Here is a 26,135-nt window from a genome sequence, read left to right as displayed (position 1 = left end):
GAGCGGAACGAGCGATAATATCAAGCCGCCGATGCCAGCAAGTTTGTAACTAACGAACAATGTTAAAAGGACGAAGATTAATAGTTTCATAGCCTATTTTTCGATGAAATTTACCCTAATTTAAATCCTACCCCTGTTCTCAATAAATGCAAGTCGCTCAATATTCTGTTCATAGAATCATAAAGTGATACTGTAAAAAAATACAGTAAAATCCCTTGTATATTCGGGAACTAGTGGTATTTATATTCATATGTTTTGCAATGCTTTGCTTTGATTGAGGAGTAGTTATGTTTGCTGAAAAATGTCTTTGGTTTGTTTTTGTAGGGTTTATCTATTTTATTATTGGACAGTTGCTGAATTCAGGTAATTTAGCCTATTTTGCATTGTCTGTTGCCTGTGGGGTTGCACTTACTCTGTATCTACCAACGTCTTATAAGAAACGATTCACAGAGGAGGCGTAAAAATGTCACCTCTACTTTCGATGTCCGACTTGGATAACCAGGCTTCTCAGATTAATGAGCAGCGCCCAGACCAAAATATGTATGAGCTGGATCTCACTCTATGGAACCTGCTGGCAACTCTCTGCCGTCATGCTCCCAGCGTGGCCAGAGAGCAGTTCTCACTACCGCAAAGCACAGTGGTGGCCTTGGCTGCCACGCCACCTCACCAATTGTCCAAGTTGGCTTCAGGCGTAGTTTTAAGCTTTCAGTTACATACTCCGGAACTGGACGTATATGATTTCCTGTCCACTGAATACGAACGTGCTATTCCACCTGGCTTCGCAGGAATGGAGGGGGTGGAGCGAGAATTTGATGTGACGTACTGGCTGACGCTCAGAAATTTGGCTCGCCGAGACGCTTCTATGGCCGCAGCCGCATTTGGTGTCAGCCATTCACTGGCGAAGGCTGCGGCGGAGGCTACCGACAATCAAATCCGTCAACTGGTTACAGAAATTTGTACCGCCTGCACTCTGCGATTTGGGCCGGAGATTGTCGAGGGTCTGTTGCCCTCAGCAGACCTTCGTAAGCGTAGACAGGCGCTCTTTATGAAGTATCAGCAATGCCTATCGGTGGGAGGCAACGTATGAATACCCGTAACAATCCGCTGCATCTATGGGTTCAAGCACGTGAGATGGCACTCATGGGGTACGTAACGCGCATTATCATTCTGGAGACTGGGTTGACAGATAAACAGGTACGCAGGATTTACCGAGATCTGGAAGATGATGGGATGGAGGTCGGTAAAAACAGGACCTCTAATACCATCAAAAGTGGCGCTTCTTTGGTAACGAATCAGCTTTCCAAGCTTCATGCTTCACTTCTCATGGGTTTTTATCGACAGATAGGTGGAAGGGCCGTTGAATCCTCGACCAGCATATCTGCGCTGGATCGCGCATACCGGATGTACTGTGCAGCAATCAGTGAAATTGCCTCTGTCAGTACGCCGATGGGAAAGGAGGCATTTCAGATATTCACAATTACAGATGCTTGGTGCTTAGCGTCGGAGGTGCGCTCTGGGGACGCGATGTTTGAGCATTGTTGCGACTGCGGGTGTGACTTTTTCACCTCTGTGAATCAGGCGACGGGAATACACTGCCCGCACTGTTTTCAGCCACTGAATGCGAAGGGTGCGGCGATGCCAGCGGTTGAAGTCTTCGCTGAGCCAGCTTGAGCTACCTTTGAAAAACTTTCACATGTGAAAGAAAATTTGGCCAATTAACGCTATGCGCCCAAAACGGTAAATTACACATCCGCTGGGAGCGCCGGATGCTCGATATGATCTCTCGAAAAGATTTTCGGAGAGGTCGTTATGCGAAATTCACCAGGCTTGATGAGAGCCATTGCCTACCTTTTAACTGTCACCACGACTCTGATGCCCCTTCACGGCGTGGCTCAAGAGTCACCTGAAGTTGATACTCAGGACTTTTTAAGTCAGCTCGGTCGCGAAGGCCAGAATCTGGGTATCGAGCTTGGTAACGAAGCCAAAAACACTCCAGCCAAGGTCCAGAACGGGCAAATCACTGTGCCCACCATGGACGAAAATGGCAACCTCCAATACCAAGGGGGAGCTCAGTTCAGCGTTCAAAGCCTGTACCCAGGTAGCAACCCTTCCAACACCTCCGTCCAGAACGAATATTTCTCTGATGGCATAGCCCCTGACCTCGATCAGCTTCAGGGGATCTATGACTCGGAAGAGGGAATGGGCGAAACCGGTAGCGAGGCCAAAGACTCGCTCTGGGAGGATGCCTACAGCGACACCCCTTCTATCTCAGGCGCCGCGTATAAGGTTCTGGTGGATTCCTCAAACCAGAGTAGCCCGGATTTCAGTTCCGACCCGATGTTGGGGCTCACCAACGCCACATACGAAAACATTGATGTGATTTCTGAAGGTTTCGGTGATTGTTCCGCTGAAACAACCTTCGACGAAATCACCATGTCGGTACACAACCCAGAGTACGAAACCTGCGACCGTGTAACCGACAAAAGTGCCACCTGTGAAGTCATCCACGACTATGAAGCCGCAGTAGTGAAGCACCATGACGGCCCCTACAACATCTCCCCATGCGATGGAGCTGGAGGCGGATGTTCTGACGTTTGGATTGGTAAAGTAGGCGATGACTACTGGGGAGGCTCATGCACAATCTACGAGGAATTCACGGAAATCAAAGTCGTCAACCCAGCCGCTATAACCTCAGCAACATTGGTTCGGGCGAAGTGGGACGATTACATGCAGATCTGGATTGGCGAGCCAGGGCAAGAGGTGAAAGTCTGGTCTGGCCCCAACAATAACTTCCCGCCAGAGACCGCTGGCAAATGTGAGTTGAGCACTAGCTGGGACGAGAATCCAAATCTCAACCTTACTCAGTATTTCAAGAATGTCCCTGAAGATTCAGTTATACGTTTCAAGATTCGCGTATCCGTATCCGGCGAAGGGGAAGGCTTCGGGAAAATTCGCATCAAGTACGACCCCTCCAAAGCCATCATCAAAGATGAATGGTCACCAGATAGCTGCATCGAGTCTGCTACGGGTGTGGTGGACGGGTTTGCAGAAGGCAGTCTGACCTGCGTGGACGACCCGCGTGACGCGGAAGGTTGCACCTACACGAACGGTATCAAGATTTGCGAGAGCGACCTCAAGCCGACCCCTATTCCGGGCATACCAAACCTCTGCAAAAAGGTCCAGGTGGTTGCTGACTTCGACTTCTACAAAGGCGATATGGAGTGCTACACCGATGTCAACGGTGAGGAGCAGTGCCCGGTCAACGAAGGCGGGAATCTAAATATGTGCCAGCAGTACGAAGAAAACCCGCAGTGCGGTTTTATAAGCTCGGAGTGTGTTGATGGCGCTCAGGGTAACTCCGGTGTGTGCTACGTCAAAGAGGAGACGTGGGACTGCGGGAGTAGTGTGGACATCGACACCATTGAGAAAAACACCGAATACCAATGTGGTGGAGCTATTCGCTGCATGGGGGACGACTGCCTCGACCCGACACAATCCACCGATCAGACCGCGAACTTCGCCAAAGCCTCAGCGTTGCTGAACGCTGCCCAGTTTATGACTCAGGACATGAGTTGCACCGGCCAAGATGACGATGGCAATGCGACCGGGGATGAGAACGTGACCTGCACCGCGTTCGGTGGTGAGGCGGGGGAATGCAAGATTGCCGTCGGAGGAGTTTCGGACTGCTGTGAGAAACCCTCTAACGTGAGCATGGCTGATTACCTGATGATGATTCGCCAGGTTCCGAAGCTTGATGGTGCGGTATTGGCGCTTGAGGACACGAACATCATCAAAAGCTCTTACCAAACCCTCCGTGAGCCAGTCATGAATGCGTGGACGGAGGTGTCTCAGCCGTTTACAAACTACATGGATAACATTTCTGGTGCCGTTGAGGAGATATGGTCGCCCATCGAGGAACTGAAGAACCAGCTCATCGAGAAGCTGAAAGAGCAGGCTAAAGGTATGTTGCAGGACGTGATGGGTAATTTGGCCCAGGATGGCGCGACCGAGGCGGCAGCTACTGCTACGGCAGATAGAGCGGCTGAGGAGGCAATGACTGAAATGGCGAACCAAGCCGCTTCCATGCTGGGTGCGGCGATGACGGTCTACACGGTGTATGTGGTCGCTGTAGCCGTAATTCAAATGGTCTATGCCTGCGAACAGGAAGAGCTGGAAATGAACACCAAACGGGCGACGGATAGCTGTACCTATGTTGGCTCATACTGTAAGGAAGAGGTTCTCGGGGCCTGTATCGAGAAGCGCAAAGCGTACTGCTGCTTCAACTCACCACTGTCTCGAATCATCCAGGAACAGGTGCGGCCTCAGTTTGGTCAGGACTTCGGAACCCCTAAGAATCCGAGTTGTGGAGGCATTCCCTTTGAGCAGATCGCTCAAATCAACTGGGATGAGGTTAATCTTGATGAGTGGCTGGCTATTCTTCAGCAGAACGGTCAGTTTCCCAATGGATCCAATATATCTATGGACGCCGTCACAGGCTCTGGCAGTGTCTTCAATATCGACGGGGACCGTTTGCCTGCTGATCAGCGTGCAATGGATCGCGTTGACGACATAGACGTGGATGCAAAGCGTCGGGAGGCAATGGACAAAATAGAAGTGAATCCCGGCGGGCCAGGAACCTAACGATAAAAATACTGAAAAACTGCCTTATGCGCCCAAAATGGTAAAAAGCGCGTTCTTCGGTTAAAGGTAGTTAAACCGAAAATAGCTCCTAGAGAAATCAAAGGAGCTATTTTTATGAAATCCCAAAAGAAAGATCGAGAGCATGACGTTGAGTCGGACGTGCTTTTAACGGTACGTGATGTTCAACGACTTTTGCGTATATCCAATCCGACGCTGAGCCGCATTCGGGCAGATAAGGACGCTGGTTTTCCAAAACCCATTGCTGTGACCACAAAAGCGGTCCGCTGGAAGCGCGCCGACGTAGAGGATTGGCTTGAGCGTCGGAAGGTGGATTGATGGGAGGCAAGCCGTTTACTGCCTACCATCAAAGTCTTGTTGAGCAGGCAGAAAATCAAGAGCTGAGCCCTGAAACATGGTTCATGCCCCAATTGTTTTGCCAGCTCAGCCCATTGCCGGCAGCCAATACTGGTAAAAATATGTTTGAACGTACAAACGGCAATGTAACTGTGACAATATGGTCTAAACGGGGTCTGCCATCAGGGGGGCTTGTACGACTATTGCTGGCTTGGCTGACAACGCAAGCGAAGTGGCAGAAAAGTCCTGTGTTGACGATTGATACAAGCCAAAGCCAGTTCCTAAAAAGCCTTGGGCTAAGCAATAGTGGCCGATATGCAGCTCTACTGCTTGAACAGGTCAATCGTTTGGCTCGCTCTACCTTTCAGATAGAGCGAGTGGTGGGAAACGGGGTAGAAATTGAAAATGTCCTTGTATCCCGGAAGGCGCTTATCTCTATGCGTCCTGGTAAAAATTCGAGTTGGTCATCAACGATCCGCCTGGATGAAGAGTTCTATCAAAGCATTTTGAGCAATGCTGTGCCAGTTTCCGCCCACGCGATCAAAGCTTTGACTAAAAACCCGCTCGCCATCGATTTCTACTGTTGGTGGAATTGGCGAGTCCACTCGATGTCGCGCAGAAAGCAAATTGAAATCCCGCTTGATGCCCTGAAGCTTCAGTTCAGTAGTGAAACGAAGGAGCGGAGAGACTTCCGGCGTAAGCTGGAAAATGCCGCTATATTAGCGTCTATTTTCCATCATGAGATTTTCAACAGCACGCTATTTCAAAGCGATAAACTGATAATTACCAAGACGAACCCTCATATCGCCCCTAAGTAAACAAAAGCCTCGGGGCGAATTCTTCTTCGTTCGCGTCTCCTCATTCAAAGTCTAGTTAGCCTACTTCGATTACGGTAATTATGATAATTACAGCCCCTATGGACGGCATTCTCGTTAAGTCGAATTCGCTCCCATGGTGGATAACCCTGTTCATAACTGATGTTATCCACGTCACTAGCGCCACACAGTAGTCAGGCCTGTGAAATCAAGGGTTCTGGCAAGTTGTCGGAAGTTATCCACGACACTATCGCCACGTCACTCACGTCACTAGCGCCACGCTTGTACGACACTAGCGCCACGCCTATAAGTGATGATTTAGCAGTAAGTTAATGAATCTAAAGGCTAAATTATCGTATTGGACAGTCTGCAAGTAGTTCTTTCAAGTAGTTTTAAACAAATAATAAATTACAACTATTGGTGACAGGGAAATGTGGATAGTCAGTCGGTCGGACTGACGTAGGCACTTTCCAGAAAATTTTCTCGATTCCGCTCAAACCGCCCAAAATGGGCAAAAGCAGACCCGTCAGATCTAATTCCTATGCCGCATGATAGCCCCAACGAAACAAAGCAAAGAAATGCGAAATGGTATAGGTGAATGATGTCTGAAGCAGAGCAGCTATCATGCGTAATGAAGGAACTGGCAGAGATTAAGAAAATTCTATCGGAGGTACTTTCTGAGAATAGGTCCCCCAACAAAGAGTTTCTAACTGTAGATGAAGCGGCGGAGATAATGGGAGTCGCGCGAAGCCATATCTACCGACTAACCTCCGAAAAGCGAATCCCTTTCTCTAAGCCAGGAGGAAAGCGTGTAATGATCCGGCGCAGAGACTTCTTAGAGTGGCTCGAAACTAACCGCGTTAAGTCTCAAAGTGAGGTCACGAGCGAAGTCGAGCAGTTTATGAAGAACTCTCGAAGAACTGGTCGTAGGCCCCTTAAGCGATAGCTTTGGGGGTTGGCTGCCCACAATGAGTACAGATTTTTTTCTCTTCACGTTCTTGAAATATGTCCGGAAAACTCCGCATTGCAGTTACACGGCGACTTTCAAGAATATCAGCATAGTCTTCTGTTGTTCTCAGCTCTGAGTGTCCAAGGAGCCGGGAGAGAGAATAAATATCAACACCCCGGTTAAGTTGGGCTACGGCGAATGTATGTCGCCCTGCGTGAAACGTGACATGCTTTGTTATTCCAGCCCTCATAGCCCATTGCAACAATGACACATTAAAGTAGCTGTTGTATTTTAGGCCAACGAATACTCTATCTTCTGGTTTGCCCTTTTGATCTATATTCAACAGCTTTACTGCCGAATCTGGAAGGTCCAGGTACACAAGGGAGTTTCCACCGTTCCTAAGCTTTTTCTGGTCAAAAATAATTCGATAGTGCCCAGGCTCAAGCTCTTCGATTTCGCTCCACTTAAGTTTATTGATATCACTCCAGCGGAGACCGGTAGTGCAACTGAACAAAAAAGCCCGCTTTTGGACATCGTAGCGACACTCTGCCTTCGTCAGCGCACGAACTTCATCCAGCGTTAGGTAGGTTCGCTTGGTTTTCTCTGGCTTGACACTTTTCACACGTTGCACCGGGTTGTCCCTGATGATGCCCTCTCGATATGCTTCATTCAGAGCGGCCCGGATCTTATTGAAATAACTGGATGCAGTATTTTTGGCGAGCCGATTTTTCGATTTGGTGAGCTTTTCCTCCAGTAGGTACTTCCGAAACCCTTCTAGGAACGGCTTATCAATCTCCTCAAAGGTGAGTTCAGCTCTGCCGTGGTAGTTTCTGAGGTGCTTGCCTGCCGAGATCCAGATTGAATAATTAGATGCGCTTCCGGACTCTTTGGTAGAGGTTAATTGGTCATAGTAGTCAAAGAAGCTTGAGGCCAGTTTCACGCGGTCTTCAAGCTGGAATTTATTGGCATGTGACTCAACGAGACGTGCAGACCTTGCTGCTTCTGCCTGACGCATCATCTCCTTGTTGTGCTGCCGCTCAGCCTGAGTCCTGGGGTTGTGATACACGTACAGCTCAAGAGGCTCGTAATCCCGCTTAGGCCGCTTCTTTCCGTCCTCCCCTTCGACGACACCGTAGTAGTACACCAGGCGAAGCTGCTGTAGCCCCTTCGAGTTGGGGTTCCTCTTGTTAACAGATACTTTCATGTTTGCTCCAATCTTGATCCCATTGCTCCCAGATTCTAACCTTGGAGCAAATGGGGATCAATTTTTGGAGAAAAAAGGCAAAACAAGGCGAATGACTGCAAAGAGTTATTTTTGCTTTTTCGATATTAAGTGTTTTAAATCAGTAGCTTATATTTGCAATCTTTAGCAATAGTTTGCAATGGTTGATGAAGAAATTGCTACTTCACTTCCCGATACAGAATGATGAAAATATTTTGCCAAGCAGATCGTCTGAGGTAAATTCACCGGTTATCTCACAGAGTGCCTGATGGGCCAACCTCAATTCTTCCGCTAGCAGCTCGCCTGCCATTGCATCATGCAATTGTTGCTCGCCGGTGCTCACATAGCTGTAGGCTTGATCAAGTGCATCAATATGACGTCGACGGGCAATAAACTGGCCTTCGGTCGTTGTGTCGAAGCCCATGGTTTTGGCCAAATGTGCTTTAAGTGTGTCTACGCCGCTGCCTTCTTTTGCAGAGAGGTTAATTACCGAAATATCCCCCTGCTGGGTATTAACGCTGCTTTGTCCAATACTCAATGTACTCAGATCAGCTTTATTGCGTACTACCGTAACAGGTATGCCTTGTGGCAGGCGAGCCATAAATTCAGGCCATATTTCATAAGGGTCAATAACGCTTGTTGCAGTGGAATCTACAACAAATAAAACATGATCTGCCTCATTGATAGCTTGCCACGCTCGTTCGATACCTATTTGTTCTACTTTATCAGGGCTTTCACGAAGACCTGCGGTATCAATTATGTGAACCGGCATTCCGTCAATATGTATGTGCTCTTTAAGCACATCTCGTGTGGTACCTGCTATGTCGGTTACGATTGCACTGTCGCGGCCAGCGAGGGCATTTAGCAAGCTCGATTTACCCGCATTTGGACGACCGGCAATAACCACCTGCATCCCTTCGCGCAGCAAGGTACCTTGTTTCGCCTGCTCACGTACTTTAGTCAGACTTTGCATGATAGTGCTTAAGTCACCTGATACTTTTCCATCTGATAAGAAGTCGATTTCTTCTTCTGGAAAGTCGATGGCTGCCTCAACGTACATACGAAGGTGTACGATTTGGTCTGACAACGTTTGAATTTGTGTGGAAAACTCACCCTGTAGCGAACGTAAAGCGCTACGTGCGGCTTGCTTAGAGCTAGCATCAATTAAATCTGCTATGGCCTCTGCTTGTGCAAGGTCGAGCTTGTCATTTAAAAAGGCTTGTTCGCTAAACTCGCCAGGGCTGGCCAACCTGGCGTGCCCGGTAGCAAGTACGGCGTCTATAAGCATGTCCATAACAACCTGACCGCCGTGGCCTTGTAGTTCAAGCACATCCTCACCGGTAAACGAATTCGGGCCTTTAAAAAATAGCGCGATACCTTGGTCTATTACGCTTTTGTTGGCGTCAACAAAGGGTGTATAGGTTGCAAGGCGGGGTGTAAGCTCACTTGGTACTAACGCTTCAGCAATGTCTTTTGCTTTGGGTCCAGATACACGCACAATACCTACGCCGCCACGGCCAGGGGCGGTAGCTTGTGCGGTAATGGTGTCGGTAGAAAGGGTGAGTGATTCCATAATTAGTCGCGGAAGTTCTTAAATTGGAAAGGTTGGCCCAAATTTGCCTCTTTAACTAAGGCAATAGCCTGTTGAAGGTCATCACGCTTTTTACCGGTTACACGAAGCTCTTCGCCTTGTATGGCTGTTTGTACTTTTACTTTGGCGTCTTTAATTAGCTTTACGATTTTCTTCGCAGTGGGCTGTTCAATACCTTCTTTAAACGCAATCGTTTGACGGTAAGTTTTACCGTGTGCGTCGTAAGGCTTCACGTCCATTGACGATGTGTCAACGTTGCGTTTAGACATGGCTGTTCTAAACATACTTTCCATTTGCTGAAGTTGGAACTCGGCTTCGGCTTTCATCACAACGGTTTTATCTTTGTATTCAAAGCTGGCGTCGATGCCGCGAAAATCGAAACGTGTAGACAGTTCACGGCTGGCATTGTCCGTTGCGTTACGCACTTCTTCCATGTTGATTTCTGAAACAATATCAAATGATGGCACAGTTTAATCCTCTAAGACAAAACAGCCCGCGTAGGCGGGCTGTGTAATTAATTGCTCAACAGTTTATTTACTGCTGATGCCCCGCTTCTCCATAGAAGCATAAATCATTTTGGCTTGAACCAAGGTAATCACGTTACTCACTAGCCAGTATAGTACTAGACCTGCAGGGAACCACAGGAAGAATACGCTCATTGCCACTGGCATCCACTGCATGATTTTTTGCTGCATTGGATCTGTAATGGTGGTCGGCTGAAGTTTTTGCAATAGGTACATACTTGCGCCGGTAAGAATAGGTAGCACAAAGTACGGATCTTTCGTTGATAAGTCAGTGATCCAAAGTACGAAGTCTGCATGGCGTAGTTCAACACTTTCCATGAGTACCCAGTAAAGTGCTAGGAAGATAGGCATTTGCAGAAGAAGTGGTAAACATCCACCCATTGGGTTCACTTTTTCTTTGCGATATAGCTCCATCATGGCTTGAGACATTTTCTGTCTGTCATCGCCAAAGCGGTCTTTCAACTGTTGCATCTTAGGTGCAAGGTTGCGCATACGAGCCATTGATTCGTACTGCTTCTTAGTTAACCAGTACATAGCACCTTTCACTACAATAGTGATAAGGATAATCGCGACACCCCAGTTGTTGACTAAGCTGTGAAGGAAAGTAAGCAGGGCAAACAGAGGCTGAGAAATCCAGAAAAGGATACCGTAATCAACGGTTAGATCTAAACCACGTGCAATTTTTGCTAATTTATCTTGGTCTTTTGGACCCATGTAAAGGGTAGAAGCTATGGTTTTGGTATCGCCAGAAGCAACCGTTTCAGACGGCGATAACACACCAATAACGGCATATTGATTTTTCAGGTTACGTGAATAAACCGTATTCGTTTGTTCTTGCGAAGGCACCCATGCTGATACGAAATAATGCTCGAGCATGCCAACCCAACCTGCTTTTGTAGTTTCACGCAAGTTGTCATCTTCTATTTCGTCAAAAGAGTATTTCTGATAACGGTCGTCTTCTGTCGAATATGCCGCACCGCGGTAGGTTGGCATAAACATATTACCGTCGTCTTCGAACTCCATAACCTGCTTTAACTGAGCATACGGCTGAACCGTAGCGGCACTGCCCGTACCATTGTTAATGTCGTAGCTTACGTTTACGTCGTAGTGGTTTTTTGTAAACGTAAATGTTTTAGTAATAGACAGGCCTTGATTGTTTTTCCAAGTTAATGGAATAACAAGGGTATCGCCGGTCATTTCATAGAATTCGCTTTGCGCTGTATAAACAGGGCGGCCATTTGCACTTGCATCTGGGCCTTGGGCACCGATAAGACCGCTTTGGGCTACGTAAAGACCATTGCCTGAACGAAGCAAGCTATATGGAATGTCTGAGCCTTGCTCTACTGGAAATTTTAGCAGGTCTGCTGATATAACATCTCCGCCGAGCAAATCGATGCGCAGGTCTAACGTATCTGTTTTTACTTCGATAATACGGTTGGTAGACTGCGCAGCCACAGCAGGCTGTGCGGCAGGCACACTATCGCTGCTTGGTACGTCTTCATTACCCGTATCGTTAAAAGACGGTACACCTTGCGTTGTCTGTTGAGCTTGTTGCTCAACGGGTTCTACAGGCTGTGGCCCATAATCTTTTTGCCATTGTTGCCAAAGCAAAAAGCTAACTAGCGCGAGGCCAATTATCAGAAAACTACGTTGCGATTCCATAGAGGTCTCTTTATTTTGAGTGTTTATCTTGTTGTTTTTCCGGCACTGGATCATATCCGCCGGCATGCAAAGGGTGGCATTTTAATATGCGTTTAATAGATAACCAACCGCCTTTTGCCAATCCGTGTGTTTTTAATGCGTCTATAGCATACCAAGAACAGGATGGATGGAAACGACAACGTTGGCCTAACATAGGCGAAATGAACCATTGATAGCATTTTATCAAGGCTAAAGGCACTACAATTAAGAGTTGCCGCAACGCTTGTTTAATTTTTTCCATAGCTTGTCCAATGTAGCAAAAACTTCTTGGTTGCTAAGGTTATCAGCGCCAGACTTGCCTATAACGATAATATCGACGTTAGGTAAATTGTGCTGTTTGTGCCGAAAACTTTCTCTTACCAATCGCTTCAAACGATTTCTATCGTGTGCTTTACGAATACGTTTTTTGGCAAGTGTAATACCAAGGCGAGGTGTAGTGACTGAGTTTTTTCTAGCTAGGACGGTAAAAGAGGGAGATACAGCAGGGGTTGCGTTATCAAACACATAGGTAAAGTGGGTGGGAGTTAACAGACGTAACTCCCTAGAAAATTTATTCTCGCCCACTTTGGTGTCTTTCTAATTAAGCAGAAAGACGAGCGCGGCCTTTTGCACGGCGAGCTGCTAGTACTTTACGACCATTTTTAGTCGCCATACGAGCACGAAAACCGTGAGAACGCTTGCGCTTTAGATTGCTCGGTTGAAATGTTCTTTTCATGACCAAAGTCTCACTTATATTTAGTTAAACATAGGCGTTTTTGGTAACACATTATACTGTTGCCAGAACAATGTGGTGTTTTCACCAGAAAAGCCCATCGAAAAAGGACGCTGAATTCTAGAGATCTCGGGGGCTACTGTCAATGGATATTCTCTCTTTTCGGACGAATAACTGAACAAATTTAGTTATTTTTTAGTCGATACTGTACTTTATCAACGGGTTTACTTGTGAATAAGGCGTAAAAATCAACTATGTTATCCACAATAGATTGTGTAAAAAACCGTACAGCCTCAAATTTGCAAGGTGATCAAGCGGTTTTTAAAGCGTAATTTAGAATGAAAGTAAGCATATCTATCGTTAATTGATCTAAATAGTAATTTTATATAAATCAATAACATAAAATACAGATCGAAAAGTTTGATCGGGATCGCCATTTACTTTTTGTTGATAACGTTAGATAATCCACAGCGATTAAAACGATAACTTAATTTCTCGCTGATACCCAACACTTCCAACGCTATTTTCTTTAATGGCGCTTTCTAGTGCCTGCTTTCCTTTGTTTGGCTTTTTTAGGAGTTGGCTTTTCGGGCGAGATACGGGAGCTAACAACGTACCATGTCCTTGTGGAATCAATGTCTTGAAAGATTGCGTCAAGAATTACCTACGCAGCAGTTTAGTATGTGGATACGGCCACTTGTTTGTGAAGAACAAGGTGGCGTTGTTGCGCTCTACGCGCCTAATCGTTTTGTACTAGATTGGGTTCGAGACAAGTACCTTAATAATATTACCGCACTACTTAGAGAGTTTGCCGGTAACGATGCTCCTCAGTTGCGATTAGAAGTCATGAGTCGCAACAGCGTTAGCCGTAGTCAGACCGTATCTTCGTCTGCGTCGACACCTAGCAATGCAAACAGTGGTGTCAACAACAGCCATTTTAATGCCAATGTTCAAAGTCAAGATAACAGTGCAAGTCGTTCTTCGCTTAATTCAGGCAGTAATAGCGGCAATACGCAGCAGAAAAGTTATCATCAGCCTTCGTCACAGCATGTTCCACCTTCTTCTGGTTTTAATGCAAATGATCATAGCCAGCACAATGCAATGAATAATGGCCTAGGGAATCATAAGCAGCAGGGCTACGATCAAAATGATCACGGCAGGCAAAGTCACGATCGCAGCGGTTATAACAACAGTTATAATAGCCAACCTAACCGATCGTCTGCACCACCTAAAGTGATCCCGATCCCTGAGGCGATGAAGCACAAGAGTAACATTAACCCAACGTATCAATTCGATAACTTCGTAGAAGGTAAATCGAACCAGCTTGCTCGGGCAGCAGCTACGCAAGTGGCCAACAATCCTGGCGGCTCTTATAACCCACTGTTTATTTACGGTGGTACAGGTTTAGGTAAAACTCACTTACTTCACGCGGTAGGTAACGGTATTGTCGCTAATAATGGCGATGCTAAGATAGTATATATGCATTCAGAGCGTTTTGTTCAAGACATGGTCAAAGCGCTTCAGAATAACGCAATTGAAGATTTTAAGCGCTTCTATCGCAGTGTAGATGCGTTGCTTATCGATGATATTCAGTTCTTCGCTAACAAAGAGCGCTCTCAAGAAGAGTTCTTTCACACCTTTAATGCATTACTTGAAGGTAATCAGCAAATTATTCTTACCTCGGATAGATATCCGAAGGAAATTGACGGCGTAGAAGATAGGTTAAAGTCGCGATTTGGTTGGGGCTTAACAATTGCTATTGAGCCCCCTGAATTAGAAACCCGTGTCGCCATTTTAATGCGCAAAGCGGCTGAAAATCGTATTCATCTACCTAACGAGGTAGCTTTCTTCATCGCTAAGCGTTTGCGCTCAAATGTGCGAGAGTTAGAAGGGGCGTTGAACAGGGTTATTGCTAATGCTAATTTCACCGGCCGTCCTATAACCATTGATTTCGTACGCGAGGCATTAAGAGACCTTTTAGCGTTACAGGAAAAACTGGTAACCGTTGATAATATTCAGAAAACGGTTGCAGATTATTATAAGATAAAAGTAGCTGATATTTTATCTAAACGACGAAGCCGTAGTGTTGCACGACCTCGCCAAGTAGCCATGGCGCTTGCCAAAGAGCTCACTAACCACAGCCTTCCAGAATTAGGAAATGCGTTTGGGGGTAGGGACCACACAACTGTTTTACACGCATGTAGAAAAATAGAGCAGCTAAGAGAAGAAAGTCATGATATAAAAGAGGACTATAAGAACCTCATTAGGACTTTGTCTTCCTAACAACACGACCTTAGAGGCGAGATAGCACTGCGATGAAATTTACTATAAGCCGCGAACAATTTTTGCAACCCCTACAATTAGTGTCTGGCGCAGTTGAGCGCAGACACACATTACCAATCCTTTCCAACGTTCTCATTAAAGTTAGTGAGGACGCACTTTGGTTAACGGGTACAGATTTAGAGGTCGAACTGATTTCTAGTGTGAAGCTTGAAGGTGAATACACTGAAGGTGAGATTACCGTTCCTGCTAAGAAGCTGTTTGATATTATTCGCGGTATTTCTGAGGGAACAGATATTCATTTCTCTCTTGACGGAAGTAAGGCACTAATTCGTGCAGGCCGAGGGCGATATACACTTTCAACACTCTCAGCAAATGACTATCCGAATTTAGAGGATTGGGAGGGAGAAGTTGAGTTCGAGCTATCTTGCAGCGATCTTAAACGTTTAATTGACGCAACGAGCTTTTCAATGGCCCAACAAGATGTGCGCTATTATTTAAACGGTATGTCGCTTGAAACAGAAGAAAACGTCATTCGCACTGTCGCAACAGACGGCCACCGATTAGCGCTTTGCCGTTTAAATTATGAAACAGCATTACCTTCTCGTCAGGTTATAATACCCAGAAAGGGTGTTTTAGAAATATCTCGCCTAATTAGTGAAGACGATAAATCGCTTAAAGTACAAATCGGTGCAAATCATCTACGTATTTTTTCAAACGACTTTATCTTCACATCTAAGTTAGTAGATGGTCGCTTCCCTGATTATCGTCGTGTATTGCCGCAAAATGGTGATAAGGAAATTATCGCTAGCAAGCCAGTTTTAAAGGAAGCATTTTCGCGAGCTGCTATTTTGTCTAATGAAAAATTCAGGGGTGTGAGGTTAAACCTTTCTTCTGGTGAGTTGAAGATAACCGCCAATAACCCTGAACAGGAAGAAGCTGAAGAAATTGTAGACGTTCAGTATCAGGGTGATGATTTAGAAATCGGATTTAATGTGGCCTATCTTATTGACGTTTTAAATTCACTTGGCTCTGAGAGCGTGAAAGTAAGTTTGTCAGATTCAAATGCAAGTGCGCTAATTGAAGATGAAGCAGATGATGCCGCATTATATGTAATTATGCCGATGCGTCTGTAATCTGTTATCTAATTCTAAGCGTTAATAAACCCATCTTGTTTTTAACTGTCCAAATACAAGAAGCGATAAGCCTTAGTGCCTATCGCTTCTTTTTATATTCAGCGTGATATCATGAAACTGGACAAAGTCCAGATTACCCAGTTCCGTAATCTAACTTCCGTATCGTTTTCTCCTTCGCCGTCGTTAACTGTTATTGTTGGCGCGAATGGAAGTGGTAAGTCTTCGCTCATCGAAGCCCTCTATTATTTGGGTTTTGGTCGCTCGTTCAGAACAAATAAACACAGCGCTGTTATCCAAAATGAAAAAGATAATTTTAGTGTTTTCGCTTCCTGTAAAGATGAGTTAGGTGAAGCGTTAAAGCTTGGCTTTCAGCGTAATAGAAATGATTCATTCACTTGCAGCATAAATGGTGAGCACTCCAATAAGCTTTCTGATTTGGTCAGTCTTGTTCCTCTTCAACTTTTTACGCCTCAAAGTACCGATCTCATTATTGGCTCTCCATCAGAACGAAGACGATTTTGTGATTGGGGATTGTTTCACGTGGAACATGATTTCCAAACTCTTGCGAACCAATACACTAAATTTCTAAAACACCGCAACGCGCTATTGAAACAACAGGCGAGTCTTACAGCACCTCAAAATACGTATTGGGAAGAAAAGTTCGCAGAGTTGGGAGAATCGTTAACCTCCATACGAGTTAGTTACATAGATAAACTTACTCCATTATTTAAATTTTACGCGGAAGAATTTCTTCCGAACTTTAATGTTGAATTAAGTTACTATAAGGGGTGGGAAAAAGATGTTTCTTTATCAGAAAGCCTAGTTAAAAAACGTGAGTATGATGGTAAAATAGGACATACCTCTTCTGGGCCCCATAAAGCTGATCTAAGGCTTAAAGTGAATGGGGTGAATGCCCAGGAGCTTTTATCGAGAGGGCAGCTTAGAATGGCAGTAGCTGCGCTTCAAATGTCACAAACCAAGCTATTTAACTCTGCAACGCAGCGTAAAAGCATATTTCTACTTGATGACGTTGGCGCTGAACTAGATGCCGATAAAAGAGAACAATTTATTGATGGGTTGCTTAAGATGGATACGCAGGTTTTCGTTACTGCAATAGAATCCTCGCAACTCGCTTTTATACAAAAATACAACGAAAAGAAAATGTTTCACGTGGAACATGGAAGCGTGAAAGAGGAGTAAAAGCTAGTATGTCAGCAGAGAACAACTACGACTCGTCCAGTATTAAAGTACTTAAAGGATTAGATGCCGTAAGAAAGCGTCCTGGTATGTATATCGGTGATACTGATGATGGTACCGGGTTACACCACATGGTTTTCGAGGTGGTCGATAACTCTATCGATGAAGCACTTGCTGGACATTGTTCTGAGATTGTTGTGCAGATTCACAGCGATGGCTCAGTATCTGTGTCTGACGATGGTCGCGGTATTCCTACAGAGTTGCACCCTGAAGAGGGCGTATCTGCAGCTGAAGTTATCATGACGGTGCTTCACGCAGGCGGTAAGTTTGATGATAACTCATATAAAGTATCAGGTGGTCTTCACGGCGTAGGTGTTTCAGTAGTGAACGCACTTTCAAGCCGATTGAAGCTTCGTATTCGCCGTGGTGGAAAGGCTCATGAACAAGAATACCAACACGGTGTTCCACAAGCGCCACTAGCGGCTACTGGTGATACTGATAAAACCGGAACCATGATTCGCTTCTGGCCAAGTTCTGATACCTTTACCGATACGCTTTATCATTATGATATTTTAGCTAAGCGTCTTCGTGAGTTGTCGTTTTTGAACTCTGGCGTTTCTATTCGTTTAAAAGACGAACGTGATGGTAAAGAAGACCACTTCATGTATGAAGGCGGTATCAAGGCATTCGTTGAATATTTGAATCAAAAGAAAACTGCTGTTCATCAAAAAGTATTCCACTTTAGCAGTGAGCAGGAGGATGGCATTGCAGTAGAAGTCGCAATGCAGTGGAACGATAGCTTCCAAGAAAACGTGTTTTGCTTCACTAACAACATTCCACAACGAGACGGCGGAACGCATTTAGCGGGCTTCCGTGGTGCGCTTACACGTACATTAAATAACTATATGGAAAAGGAAGGGCTGAATAAAAAAGCCAAGACCAATGCCAGTGGTGACGATGCTCGTGAAGGGTTAACTGCCGTTATTTCCGTAAAAGTACCTGACCCGAAATTCAGCTCACAGACAAAAGATAAGTTGGTTTCTTCTGAGGTACGCCCTGCTGTTGAATCGGCAATGAACGAAAAGCTTGCTGAGTTTCTATTAGAAAACCCAGCGGAAAGTAAGATCATTGCGGGTAAAATTATCGATGCTGCTCGCGCGCGTGAAGCTGCCCGTAAAGCTCGTGAAATGACACGTCGTAAGGGCGCACTAGACTTAGCTGGTCTACCGGGCAAGCTTGCTGATTGTCAGGAGAAAGATCCTGCACTAAGTGAACTGTACATAGTGGAGGGTGACTCTGCGGGCGGTTCAGCTAAGCAGGGTCGTAATCGTAAGAACCAAGCTATTTTGCCGCTTAAAGGCAAAATTCTTAACGTAGAGAAAGCACGTTTCGACAAGATGCTTTCTTCGCAAGAAGTTGCAACGCTTATCACAGCACTAGGTTGTGGTATTGGCCGTGACGAATATGACCCAGAGAAACTACGCTATCACAGCATCATCATTATGACCGATGCTGACGTTGATGGCTCGCATATCCGTACACTTCTACTTACGTTCTTCTACCGTCAAATGCCAGAGATTATTGAACGTGGCTACGTCTATATCGCACAGCCACCGCTTTATAAAGTGAAGAAAGGTAAGCAAGAGCAGTATCTAAAAGACGACGATGCTTTGACTAATTACCTAACAGGTATTGCAATTGATGGCGCATCTTTGCACACCAGTGATGAGGACCCAGGCATCAGTGGTGTAGGGCTAGAAAACCTAGTTAAGCAATATCAGTCAGTAGAGAAAATGATTGCGCGTATGAAGCGCAAGATGCCTTCAGCAATTCTTTACCGTATGCTGTACACGCCTACGCTAAATCTAGAAGACTTAAAAGACGAAGCGGCTCTAGAGCACGTAGCAAAACACTTCGTTGAACAGTTAACAGAACGTGAAAATGATGGTGCTACATACCGTTATGAAATTCGTACTGATGCTGAGCTGAGCGAATACTACATCACGATCATCATGCGTATGCACGGTATCGATTATGAGTATATTATCGACCATGAATTCATTGAGTCGTCTGAGTACCAGCGTCTGAAAGAGCTTAACTTAGCTATTAATGACATGATGGGGGTAGACGCTTACATTAAGCGTGGTGAACGTAAACAGCCAGTAGAGTCTTTCAAAGACGCTTTAGAGTGGTTAATGAATGAAGCAAAACGTGGTCAATACATTCAGCGCTATAAAGGGTTAGGCGAGATGAACCCGGAGCAGCTTTGGGAAACGACGATGGACCCAGAAGGTCGCCGCATGCTTCAAGTTACCATTGAAGATGCCATTGGTTGTGACCAGCTGTTTACAACGTTAATGGGCGACCAAGTAGAGCCTCGTAGAGAGTTTATCGAAGCAAATGCGTTAAAGGTAGAAAACCTAGACGTGTAGCATTACCTGATAGAAATCTTTTTCAAAGGCGACCCGACAGGGTCGTTTTTTTTTGCGTGACGAAATGGGTTCCGCTCAATCTAAACAAGCGATAACGGGACAATGATGCTAGGCGAACTTGAAATGGAGTTTTTTTTAAAACTTGCTGCGAGAAAGGTTAATAATAAATTGCCTTTCTCGCAGTAGGTGTTTAGCCAAATTTATAGCTACTTTAGAGTTTAGACACTACCAATGCAACTTCTCCCGCACTAGCAGGGTTTACAGTAAAGCGATAAGTACCTGTAGTAGAGGGAGTAAATTGTAAGTTCTCTGAGCCTTGCTCACAGACTAAATAAGCGGTAGAGCCTAGCATTACAGGCTGGCCTTTATATTTGCCTCCACAGCTCTGTGAGGGCGTCCATCTTGCATCAGATAACCTGAAGTCATAAGGTTGCCCGTCTGCTATGAGTTCAACGTCTACTGTCCAACCTGAATTTGAACGTTGAAGCTTGTAGCTTGGGTCAGCCTCCCACCAGTTAAACACGCCTCTTAAAAACATGTTTTCAAATTGAATGCGTGGCACTTCCGGTGCTATTTCTGGAATTTTAAAACTTCCACTGCTAGAGCATGCTGAAAGTGCCATACACATAGAAGCAATAGTTAATAACTTTTTCACAGCGTCTCCATCTATAAAAAAGCCCAACAACTAAGGCTGGGCTTTATGTTCTAAGCGGTGAATAACCGCAAAAACTTTACTAGCCTACGACTTCGCGAGAATTGAGATGTCCGCGGTAGTAAGGAAAAGTTGCCTTAAAAGCGATAGCAAAGCAAGTCGGTTATGTTTAACTGCTTCGTCATCTGCCATAACCATTACGTTATCAAAGAAGTTATCGATTACATTTCGTAAGGTTGCAAGCGTGGTAAGAATACGCGTGTAGTCCTGTGAAGGAACGGCAATTTCGACTTCTTTCTGGGCGGCTTTTAGCTCAACGTAAAGCGCTTTTTCAGCGTCTTCAGCCAACAGTGATTCATCAATATTGACAGTTGCTGTTACTTCGACGTTCTGCTTAGCAAGAATATTTGCTACGCGTTTGTTAGCGGCAGCTAACGCCTCTGCCTCTTCTAATGCCTTGAATTTATCAACCGCATGGACACGAGCTAGATAATCAGATGGCTTAGTAGGGCGACGGGCTGCTACGGCTTGAATAACATCAATGGCGATAGCTTGATCTTGTAGGAGGGCATTGAAGCGACCTAATACAAAATCAACAACCTGCGTTTGTGTTTCAGCATTTGTTAACTTATCGCCGTAAACGTCAATAGCTTTACTTACAAGCGTTTCAAGGTCTAATGGCAGTGATAGCTCGGTAACAATACGCAGAACACCAATAGCTGCACGACGAAGTGCAAACGGGTCTTTATCACCTTTTGGCAGCTGGCCAATACCGAATATACCAACTAGTGTATCAAGTTTGTCAGCAAGGGCTACTGATGCGCTTACGCCAGAACTAGGAAGGGCGTCGCCAGCAAAACGCGGCATGTATTGTTCGTACAGCGCTTCAGCAACAGGTGCATCTTCACCGTCGTTTAACGCATAGTATTTACCCATAACGCCCTGAACGTCTGGAAACTCCATAACCATGTTCGACATTAAGTCGGTTTTAGCTAGAAGACCAGCTCGTGCTGCTTGTGTTTCATTCGCATCTATTTGCGAAGCGATAAACGCCGATAGGGCAGAAATACGTTCAGACTTTTCTTTAAGCGTTCCAAGCTGCTTTTGGAATAACACGGTTTCTAAGCTTTCAAGGCGGCTTTCTAGCGTTGTCTTTTTATCGCTGTTAAAGAAGAACTCTGCATCGGCAAGGCGAGGGCGGATAACCTTCTCATTACCTGAGATAACTTGAGATGCGTCATGGCTTTCAATATTCGTCACAAACAAGAAAGTGTTAGAAAGTGCGCCATCACTATCAAGCAGCGGCACATACTTCTGGTCGTCCTTCATTGTGTAGATAAGTGCTTCTTTCGGCACTTCTAAGAAACCCTTATCGAATCCTGCTTGCAGCACTACAGGCCACTCTACCAGGGAAGCAATTTCTTCCAGCAGTTCTTCGTCGTAATCTGGCTTAAGCGATAAGTTTTTGGCTGCGTCTTCAAGTTGCTGGCGTACTTTATCTTTACGCGCTTCAAAATCTGCCAACACATATTGTTTCTCTAATGCAGAGGCGTAGTTGTCAGCATGATCAAGCTCAAAACGACCTTCGCCGTGGAATCGATGACCTTGTACAACGCGGCCGCTTGTTAGGCCCAATACTGAAACGTTAACCACTTCGCTTCCATAAAGCACACAAAGGGTGTGCACAGGGCGAATAAACTGAGTGTTGTAGTTACCCCAGCGCATAGGCTTTGGAATAGGTAGCTTGCTTACCGCTTGGTTAATTAACCCTTCTAACAGCTCAGCAATAGTTTGACCAGGCACATGTGCTTTATGAAGAAGCCATTCACCTTTATCCGTAACCAAACGCTCTGCGTCAGAAACGTCTATACCGTTACCGCGTGCCCAACCTTGAGCTGCCTTAGTGGGGTTGCCATCAGCGTCAAATGCCGCAGATACTGCTGGGCCGCGTTTTTCAACCACTTTGTCAGCCTGACCTTCAGCAAGACCTGAAACGTAAACCGCTAAGCGGCGAGGGGCTGCAAACCAGCTAACTGAGTCAAAGCTTAAGTCAGCTTGGCTAAGTGCTGCTTCAAATTGTGTGGCGAAGGCTTCGCCCAAAGACTTAAGTGCTTTTGGTGGTAACTCTTCAGTACCTAATTCAACTAAACAATTTTCAGTACGCACGCTTATGCCTCCTTGTTACATAGTGGGAAGCCTAAAGCTTCACGCGCTTGGTAATAACTTTCTGCACACGCTTTAGCGAGTGTTCTTACGCGAAGAATATAGCGCTGGCGCTCAGTAACAGAGATAGCGTGTCGTGCATCTAAAAGGTTAAACGCGTGGGACGCTTTCATTACCTGTTCATAAGCAGGAAGTGGAAGACTGTTTTCTATCAGCTTTTTGCTTTCCGCTTCGCATTCGTCGAAGGTTCTAAACAACGCTTCCACATTGGCGTGCTCAAAGTTATACGTCGATTGCTCTACTTCATTTTGGTGGAATACGTCACCGTAGGTTACTTTACCCATCGGACCGTCAGTCCATACAAGATCGTAAATGCTATCTACGCCTTGAACATACATAGCCAATCGTTCTAGGCCATAGGTAATTTCACCGGTAACAGGCTTACATTCAATGCCGCCTACTTGCTGGAAGTAAGTAAACTGGGTCACTTCCATACCGTTTAGCCATACTTCCCAACCTAGTCCCCACGCACCTAGCGTTGGCGATTCCCAGTTGTCTTCAACGAAGCGTATGTCGTGAACTAGCGGATCGAAACCTAACTCTTTCAAAGAGCCCAAGTACAACTCCTGAATATTATCAGGCGAAGGCTTAAGCATTACTTGAAACTGATAGTAATGTTGTAAGCGGTTTGGGTTCTCGCCGTAACGACCATCAGTAGGTCGGCGACACGGTTGAACATAAGCGCTACTCATAGGCTCTGGACCTAAAGAACGTAGGAACGTCATCGGGTGGAAAGTTCCTGCACCCACTTCCATATCCAGAGGCTGAATAATAACGCAGCCCTGACGCGCCCAATAATCTTGAAGCGCAAGGATCAACCCTTGAAAGGTCTTAATATCGTATTTCTGCATACATCCGCTGCTTATTAGTTATCTGACTTAAATAAAGGTGGGATAGTATACAATTTGTCAGGCATAGTATGTAGGTGTAAACCGTGAAAAAACGGGTTGAATAAGGGTAATATGCCGCTTCACAACAAGGATTTAATTTTTAACCATGGGTGATCAGACAAAAATAGAGAAAAAGCAGCCGCTACACCGGTGTGGATGGGTGAGTAATGACCCCACTTATCTCGCTTATCATGACACTGAGTGGGGCGTCCCCGAATTAGACAGTCGAGCATTGTTTACAAAGTTATGTTTAGACGGTCAGCAGGCGGGGTTGTCTTGGTTAACAATTCTTAAAAAGCAGCAAAACTTTGAGAACGCTTTTCATCAATTTAACCCAGAAAAGATTGCCGTAATGGGCGAATCTGATATCGAGCGACTTATGCAAGATAAAGGTATTATTCGCAATCGATTAAAAATTGCGTCGATCATCCGAAATGCTAAAGGCTTTCTCGCTATAGAACAAACGCAGCCATTTAGTGAATTTATTTGGCAGTTCACAGACGGGCGCACCGTTATCAATAGGTGGGAAGACTTTAAGCAAGCGCCTACCTCGACCGATGAATCAAAAGCCATGTCAAAAGCGTTAAAAAAGCAGGGGTTTAATTTTGTTGGCGAAACAATTTGCTATGCGTTTATGCAGGCGGTAGGTATGGTGAATGACCATGAAATTAGCTGTCATTGTTACGAACGTACCTGCGAACTGGCAGTGGAGTAAACGCGCAAAAAGTACAATTCAAATAAAAAAGGCCGAGCACACTAAGTACTCAGCCTAAATCTTCTTCTATTACTGTCGCTCTAATACTAGCCGTTCTGAGCCGCCAACAAGCTTCCACAATAGGACTGCAAAGCAGGAAGTTCTTCTAACACTTTTGACTCATATTCCGACTCGATTTGCTCTCTGGCAATATCCTGCTTTCGGCGCTCGCTTTTAGGAAGTTGTTGCCTCTCTTCTAAAATAGCGAAGCCACTTACTTCTGTAAAAAGCGCATGAATATGAGGATACTGCGCTTTAAAATCGGGTGGCGAACTAATCGGCAGTGCATTAAGCAAGTTTACAATGCGGATCACACCTTCTGAAAGGTCGCACTGTTGCTGGTCCATTGCTTTGGCTATTACAATGACGCTGTCGGTGATATTGACAATCCGAGACTGCCTTGCGGCTTCCTGTCGTTTCTTCTGTTGATTCAATAAAAACAGCAGCTTGCCTGCGTAAAACCCAAGCCCAAGAATGATTAGTAGCGCAATGCCTGAAAGTACTGCCCAAAGCATGACTCTTTCCCGTAATTATTAATGCTTAAAGTCGTCGATGTTAATAGCGTCTAAATCGTCAAACGGATCCATATCGTCGTCTTCATCATCTTCTTCTACTATGCCTAGTAGGTCGCACAATATACGGTGGCGCGCCATTTTCTCATCCACATAAGCTTGTTGCTCACGGGTTAAGGTCTTGTCATCATCTAGCTTGTCAAGTAAGTCCGTTAGGCGTTGATCTGCTTCAAGAGCTGCGAGTTCTTGTGCTGGCGTAGCAAACTTTTTCTTCTGTACTGGAGTAGGCGTTACCGTTTTAACAAGCTGGATTGGCTTTTTGCTGCCATGGCGAGGGTCTTTATTCTCTGCACTCTTTTTGCCCGTCACTTTTTTCTGTTCAACATTGTGGCGGTTACCAGCGGGCTTGCCCTTATGTTTTTTAGGGCGAGGCGAGTCTGATTTACGGTTTTCGCTAGGTTTAAAGTCTGGATCTTTACGAACGCCGATGAGGCCGACTTTACGAGATTTCTTTGAACGTGCCATAATTTCCAAATAACAAAGAGAGTGAAAAAACAGCGCTATTATAGCGCGAATTCGTATCTACGTATCGATCTTTGGGTTAGCTATATAAAATCAATACGGGTGAAGCTTACTTGTAGACGTTTCTGTTCTAAATCTTTTTTAGTAAAACAACATCGTCAGCGGGGAAGGCCACGTCTAAGCCGTCTCTTTGCCCTAAAAATCTGAAGGTTGCCTCACTGAAAAAACTGACGTGGGTAATATCGTTTTTATAATGCCAATTTTCAAACCGCGCTTTATCTAAAACGCGCTTCGTCATAATGGCAAGTATACCCTTTGGTGCCAAAAGCGAATTGAGCAAGGCCCATTCCTTGTGGGGAGCATGAAAATGTTCGATGGCTTCTGTACATGTAACAATATTATATGTGTGTGATAACGCATCGGACGTGTTGGCGTAAAACGGGTCATACGTACTCATTTGAACGCCTTGTTCTGTTAGCATCGCCGCGAGTACAGGAGCAGGGCCACAGCCGAAATCTAAGCCTTTTAGTGTGCCAGACTCATGGGCATCAATATAAGGTGTAAGTGGCGTTAAAACCTTTCGTAAAAACTTTCTATAGCCGACATCTTCAAAACTGTTTTCATGAAGATCGTACTCTTGCTTTTCGCGTTCTTTAGAGGGCAAATAGGCAGGGCCCACATAAACAAGCTCGCACCGACTACACTGAAAATAATCGCGTTTCTTATCGGTGTGATAATGAGATGCGTGAGGGCTTTGGCATAAAGGGCAAGTCATAGGAAACGTGAATATTAAAGCGCTGAAAAAAGAAAAAGGTGATGGCTTTCACCATCACCTTACATTGATTGAGTGTCAGATGACACCTCTCCCGTTATACACTTCTATGTGTAGCTGGCTTCCCTAGCTATGCTCCCCTTATTTTTATTGTTCGCAGAGCTGTATTGTTGTTTTTGGCCCTCGTGGCTCTTTATCCCGTCTTCCATGCTGCATTTTTATTATTATTCTTGTTATTTAGTTTGTAGCTTTTCAA

At 45.3% G+C, this 26,135-nt stretch carries 25 protein-coding genes; 12 read left to right on the top strand and 13 right to left on the bottom strand.

What is annotated here, in order from left to right; all coding sequences use genetic code 11:
• Positions 1–287: 287 nt before the first annotated feature.
• From ACTRWF_RS18230 to ACTRWF_RS18200, 7 genes are all read left to right on the top strand, one after another.
• Positions 288–461, top strand: a complete 174-nt coding sequence (locus ACTRWF_RS18230; RefSeq protein WP_462835978.1) for a hypothetical protein — start codon at positions 288–290, stop codon at positions 459–461.
• 2 nt (positions 462–463) lie between these two features.
• The gene (locus tag ACTRWF_RS18225) at positions 464–1,087 is read left to right on the top strand and encodes a hypothetical protein (protein WP_462835977.1); all 624 of its coding nucleotides are present in this window, start codon (positions 464–466) and stop codon (positions 1,085–1,087) included.
• Positions 1,084–1,671 carry a FlhC family transcriptional regulator gene (locus ACTRWF_RS18220; RefSeq protein WP_462835976.1) on the top strand — a complete coding sequence of 196 codons (588 nt, stop codon included), beginning with the start codon at positions 1,084–1,086 and terminating at the stop codon, positions 1,669–1,671. The genes ACTRWF_RS18225 and ACTRWF_RS18220 overlap by 4 nt, the downstream gene beginning before the upstream one ends.
• 138 nt (positions 1,672–1,809) lie before the next feature.
• A complete protein-coding gene (gene traN / locus ACTRWF_RS18215; RefSeq protein WP_462835975.1) occupies positions 1,810–4,641 on the top strand; it encodes a conjugal transfer mating pair stabilization protein TraN in 2,832 nt (943 codons plus the stop codon).
• Between the two features lie 114 nt (positions 4,642–4,755).
• Entirely contained in the window at positions 4,756–4,977 is a 222-nt protein-coding gene (locus ACTRWF_RS18210; RefSeq protein ID WP_462835974.1) for a helix-turn-helix domain-containing protein, read from the top strand.
• Complete coding sequence (locus tag ACTRWF_RS18205) at positions 4,977–5,813, top strand: replication protein RepA (RefSeq protein WP_462835973.1); 837 nt, start codon at positions 4,977–4,979, stop codon at positions 5,811–5,813. Before ACTRWF_RS18210 ends, ACTRWF_RS18205 begins: the two co-directional genes overlap by 1 nt.
• A gap of 595 nt (positions 5,814–6,408) precedes the next feature.
• A complete protein-coding gene (locus tag ACTRWF_RS18200; protein ID WP_462835972.1) occupies positions 6,409–6,756 on the top strand; it encodes a helix-turn-helix domain-containing protein in 348 nt (115 codons plus the stop codon).
• On the opposite strand, the gene ACTRWF_RS18195 is transcribed toward ACTRWF_RS18200, so the two are convergent.
• The 7 genes from ACTRWF_RS18195 to rpmH all read right to left on the bottom strand — a co-directional run bounded on the left by ACTRWF_RS18195 (position 6,746) and on the right by rpmH (position 12,512).
• On the bottom strand, positions 6,746–7,963 hold the full coding sequence (locus ACTRWF_RS18195; RefSeq protein ID WP_462835971.1) for a phage integrase SAM-like domain-containing protein: 1,218 nt from the start codon (positions 7,961–7,963) through the stop codon (positions 6,746–6,748). The genes ACTRWF_RS18200 and ACTRWF_RS18195 overlap by 11 nt on opposite strands.
• A gap of 202 nt (positions 7,964–8,165) precedes the next feature.
• Positions 8,166–9,554, bottom strand: coding sequence for a tRNA uridine-5-carboxymethylaminomethyl(34) synthesis GTPase MnmE (gene mnmE / locus ACTRWF_RS18190; RefSeq protein ID WP_462835970.1), 1,389 nt, complete (start codon positions 9,552–9,554; stop codon positions 8,166–8,168).
• A 2-nt stretch (positions 9,555–9,556) separates the two neighbouring features.
• Entirely contained in the window at positions 9,557–10,039 is a 483-nt protein-coding gene (locus tag ACTRWF_RS18185; RefSeq protein ID WP_012520233.1) for a YajQ family cyclic di-GMP-binding protein, read from the bottom strand.
• 63 nt (positions 10,040–10,102) lie between these two features.
• Positions 10,103–11,758, bottom strand: coding sequence for a membrane protein insertase YidC (gene yidC / locus ACTRWF_RS18180; RefSeq protein WP_015068519.1), 1,656 nt, complete (start codon positions 11,756–11,758; stop codon positions 10,103–10,105).
• 10 nt (positions 11,759–11,768) lie between these two features.
• Positions 11,769–12,017, bottom strand: a complete 249-nt coding sequence (gene yidD / locus ACTRWF_RS18175) for a membrane protein insertion efficiency factor YidD (RefSeq protein WP_012520236.1) — start codon at positions 12,015–12,017, stop codon at positions 11,769–11,771.
• Positions 12,002–12,361: a ribonuclease P protein component gene (gene rnpA / locus ACTRWF_RS18170; protein WP_015068520.1), complete on the bottom strand. Its 360-nt coding sequence runs from the start codon at positions 12,359–12,361 to the stop codon at positions 12,002–12,004. The genes yidD and rnpA overlap by 16 nt, the downstream gene beginning before the upstream one ends.
• Positions 12,362–12,377: 16 nt before the next feature.
• Positions 12,378–12,512 (bottom strand): 50S ribosomal protein L34, encoded by a 135-nt coding sequence (gene rpmH / locus ACTRWF_RS18165; protein ID WP_014290886.1) that lies wholly within the window; start codon positions 12,510–12,512, stop codon positions 12,378–12,380.
• A 615-nt stretch (positions 12,513–13,127) separates the two neighbouring features.
• On the opposite strand from rpmH, the gene dnaA reads away from it, so the two are divergent.
• From dnaA to gyrB, 4 genes are all read left to right on the top strand, one after another.
• Positions 13,128–14,792: a chromosomal replication initiator protein DnaA gene (gene dnaA, locus ACTRWF_RS18160; protein ID WP_012516525.1), complete on the top strand. Its 1,665-nt coding sequence runs from the start codon at positions 13,128–13,130 to the stop codon at positions 14,790–14,792.
• Between the two features lie 32 nt (positions 14,793–14,824).
• Positions 14,825–15,925 carry a DNA polymerase III subunit beta gene (gene dnaN / locus ACTRWF_RS18155; protein WP_015065833.1) on the top strand — a complete coding sequence of 367 codons (1,101 nt, stop codon included), beginning with the start codon at positions 14,825–14,827 and terminating at the stop codon, positions 15,923–15,925.
• Positions 15,926–16,036: 111 nt separating this feature from the next.
• Positions 16,037–17,125, top strand: coding sequence for a DNA replication/repair protein RecF (recF, locus tag ACTRWF_RS18150; RefSeq protein WP_041702942.1), 1,089 nt, complete (start codon positions 16,037–16,039; stop codon positions 17,123–17,125).
• Between the two features lie 8 nt (positions 17,126–17,133).
• A complete protein-coding gene (gene gyrB / locus ACTRWF_RS18145; RefSeq protein WP_020742569.1) occupies positions 17,134–19,554 on the top strand; it encodes a DNA topoisomerase (ATP-hydrolyzing) subunit B in 2,421 nt (806 codons plus the stop codon).
• 211 nt (positions 19,555–19,765) lie between these two features.
• Here the strand turns inward: gyrB and ACTRWF_RS18140 are convergent, their stop codons facing one another.
• The 3 genes from ACTRWF_RS18140 to glyQ all read right to left on the bottom strand — a co-directional run bounded on the left by ACTRWF_RS18140 (position 19,766) and on the right by glyQ (position 23,280).
• The gene (locus ACTRWF_RS18140; protein ID WP_015065836.1) at positions 19,766–20,209 is read right to left on the bottom strand and encodes a putative periplasmic lipoprotein; all 444 of its coding nucleotides are present in this window, start codon (positions 20,207–20,209) and stop codon (positions 19,766–19,768) included.
• 84 nt (positions 20,210–20,293) lie between these two features.
• Positions 20,294–22,372, bottom strand: a complete 2,079-nt coding sequence (glyS, locus tag ACTRWF_RS18135) for a glycine--tRNA ligase subunit beta (RefSeq protein WP_020742570.1) — start codon at positions 22,370–22,372, stop codon at positions 20,294–20,296.
• Between the two features lie 2 nt (positions 22,373–22,374).
• Positions 22,375–23,280 (bottom strand): glycine--tRNA ligase subunit alpha, encoded by a 906-nt coding sequence (gene glyQ / locus ACTRWF_RS18130; RefSeq protein ID WP_012516531.1) that lies wholly within the window; start codon positions 23,278–23,280, stop codon positions 22,375–22,377.
• Between the two features lie 145 nt (positions 23,281–23,425).
• Here glyQ and ACTRWF_RS18125 point away from each other — a divergent pair, with 145 nt between their 5' ends.
• Positions 23,426–24,034 carry a DNA-3-methyladenine glycosylase I gene (locus ACTRWF_RS18125; protein WP_012516532.1) on the top strand — a complete coding sequence of 203 codons (609 nt, stop codon included), beginning with the start codon at positions 23,426–23,428 and terminating at the stop codon, positions 24,032–24,034.
• Between the two features lie 86 nt (positions 24,035–24,120).
• Here the strand turns inward: ACTRWF_RS18125 and ACTRWF_RS18120 are convergent, their stop codons facing one another.
• The 3 genes from ACTRWF_RS18120 to ACTRWF_RS18110 all read right to left on the bottom strand — a co-directional run bounded on the left by ACTRWF_RS18120 (position 24,121) and on the right by ACTRWF_RS18110 (position 25,771).
• On the bottom strand, positions 24,121–24,588 hold the full coding sequence (locus ACTRWF_RS18120) for a DUF2489 domain-containing protein (RefSeq protein ID WP_012516533.1): 468 nt from the start codon (positions 24,586–24,588) through the stop codon (positions 24,121–24,123).
• An 18-nt stretch (positions 24,589–24,606) separates the two neighbouring features.
• The gene (gene yihI / locus ACTRWF_RS18115) at positions 24,607–25,110 is read right to left on the bottom strand and encodes a Der GTPase-activating protein YihI (protein WP_015065839.1); all 504 of its coding nucleotides are present in this window, start codon (positions 25,108–25,110) and stop codon (positions 24,607–24,609) included.
• 127 nt (positions 25,111–25,237) lie between these two features.
• Positions 25,238–25,771 (bottom strand): class I SAM-dependent methyltransferase, encoded by a 534-nt coding sequence (locus ACTRWF_RS18110; protein WP_332310054.1) that lies wholly within the window; start codon positions 25,769–25,771, stop codon positions 25,238–25,240.
• Positions 25,772–26,135: the final 364 nt, after the last annotated feature.

Source organism: Alteromonas sp. G5_S2_22_S1 (genome assembly GCF_054968525.1).
This window is presented reverse-complemented; position numbering and strand designations above follow the sequence as displayed.

Bases quoted from the DNA above. Each gene is read 5' to 3' on its own strand.
- gyrB (WP_020742569.1), top strand. From the start codon at position 17,134: ATGTCAGCAGAGAACAACTACGACTCGTCCAGTATTAAAGTACTTAAA.
- rpmH (WP_014290886.1), bottom strand. From the start codon at position 12,512: ATGAAAAGAACATTTCAACCGAGCAATCTAAAGCGCAAGCGTTCTCAC.
- ACTRWF_RS18225 (WP_462835977.1), top strand. From the start codon at position 464: ATGTCACCTCTACTTTCGATGTCCGACTTGGATAACCAGGCTTCTCAG.
- ACTRWF_RS18230 (WP_462835978.1), top strand. From the start codon at position 288: ATGTTTGCTGAAAAATGTCTTTGGTTTGTTTTTGTAGGGTTTATCTAT.
- ACTRWF_RS18120 (WP_012516533.1), bottom strand. From the start codon at position 24,588: ATGCTTTGGGCAGTACTTTCAGGCATTGCGCTACTAATCATTCTTGGG.
- mnmE (WP_462835970.1), bottom strand. From the start codon at position 9,554: ATGGAATCACTCACCCTTTCTACCGACACCATTACCGCACAAGCTACC.
- recF (WP_041702942.1), top strand. From the start codon at position 16,037: ATGAAACTGGACAAAGTCCAGATTACCCAGTTCCGTAATCTAACTTCC.
- traN (WP_462835975.1), top strand. From the start codon at position 1,810: ATGCGAAATTCACCAGGCTTGATGAGAGCCATTGCCTACCTTTTAACT.
- ACTRWF_RS18195 (WP_462835971.1), bottom strand. From the start codon at position 7,963: ATGAAAGTATCTGTTAACAAGAGGAACCCCAACTCGAAGGGGCTACAG.
- yihI (WP_015065839.1), bottom strand. From the start codon at position 25,110: ATGGCACGTTCAAAGAAATCTCGTAAAGTCGGCCTCATCGGCGTTCGT.
- ACTRWF_RS18210 (WP_462835974.1), top strand. From the start codon at position 4,756: ATGAAATCCCAAAAGAAAGATCGAGAGCATGACGTTGAGTCGGACGTG.
- ACTRWF_RS18125 (WP_012516532.1), top strand. From the start codon at position 23,426: ATGGGTGATCAGACAAAAATAGAGAAAAAGCAGCCGCTACACCGGTGT.
- ACTRWF_RS18200 (WP_462835972.1), top strand. From the start codon at position 6,409: ATGATGTCTGAAGCAGAGCAGCTATCATGCGTAATGAAGGAACTGGCA.
- ACTRWF_RS18220 (WP_462835976.1), top strand. From the start codon at position 1,084: ATGAATACCCGTAACAATCCGCTGCATCTATGGGTTCAAGCACGTGAG.
- dnaA (WP_012516525.1), top strand. From the start codon at position 13,128: ATGTCCTTGTGGAATCAATGTCTTGAAAGATTGCGTCAAGAATTACCT.
- dnaN (WP_015065833.1), top strand. From the start codon at position 14,825: ATGAAATTTACTATAAGCCGCGAACAATTTTTGCAACCCCTACAATTA.
- glyQ (WP_012516531.1), bottom strand. From the start codon at position 23,280: ATGCAGAAATACGATATTAAGACCTTTCAAGGGTTGATCCTTGCGCTT.
- yidC (WP_015068519.1), bottom strand. From the start codon at position 11,758: ATGGAATCGCAACGTAGTTTTCTGATAATTGGCCTCGCGCTAGTTAGC.
- ACTRWF_RS18205 (WP_462835973.1), top strand. From the start codon at position 4,977: ATGGGAGGCAAGCCGTTTACTGCCTACCATCAAAGTCTTGTTGAGCAG.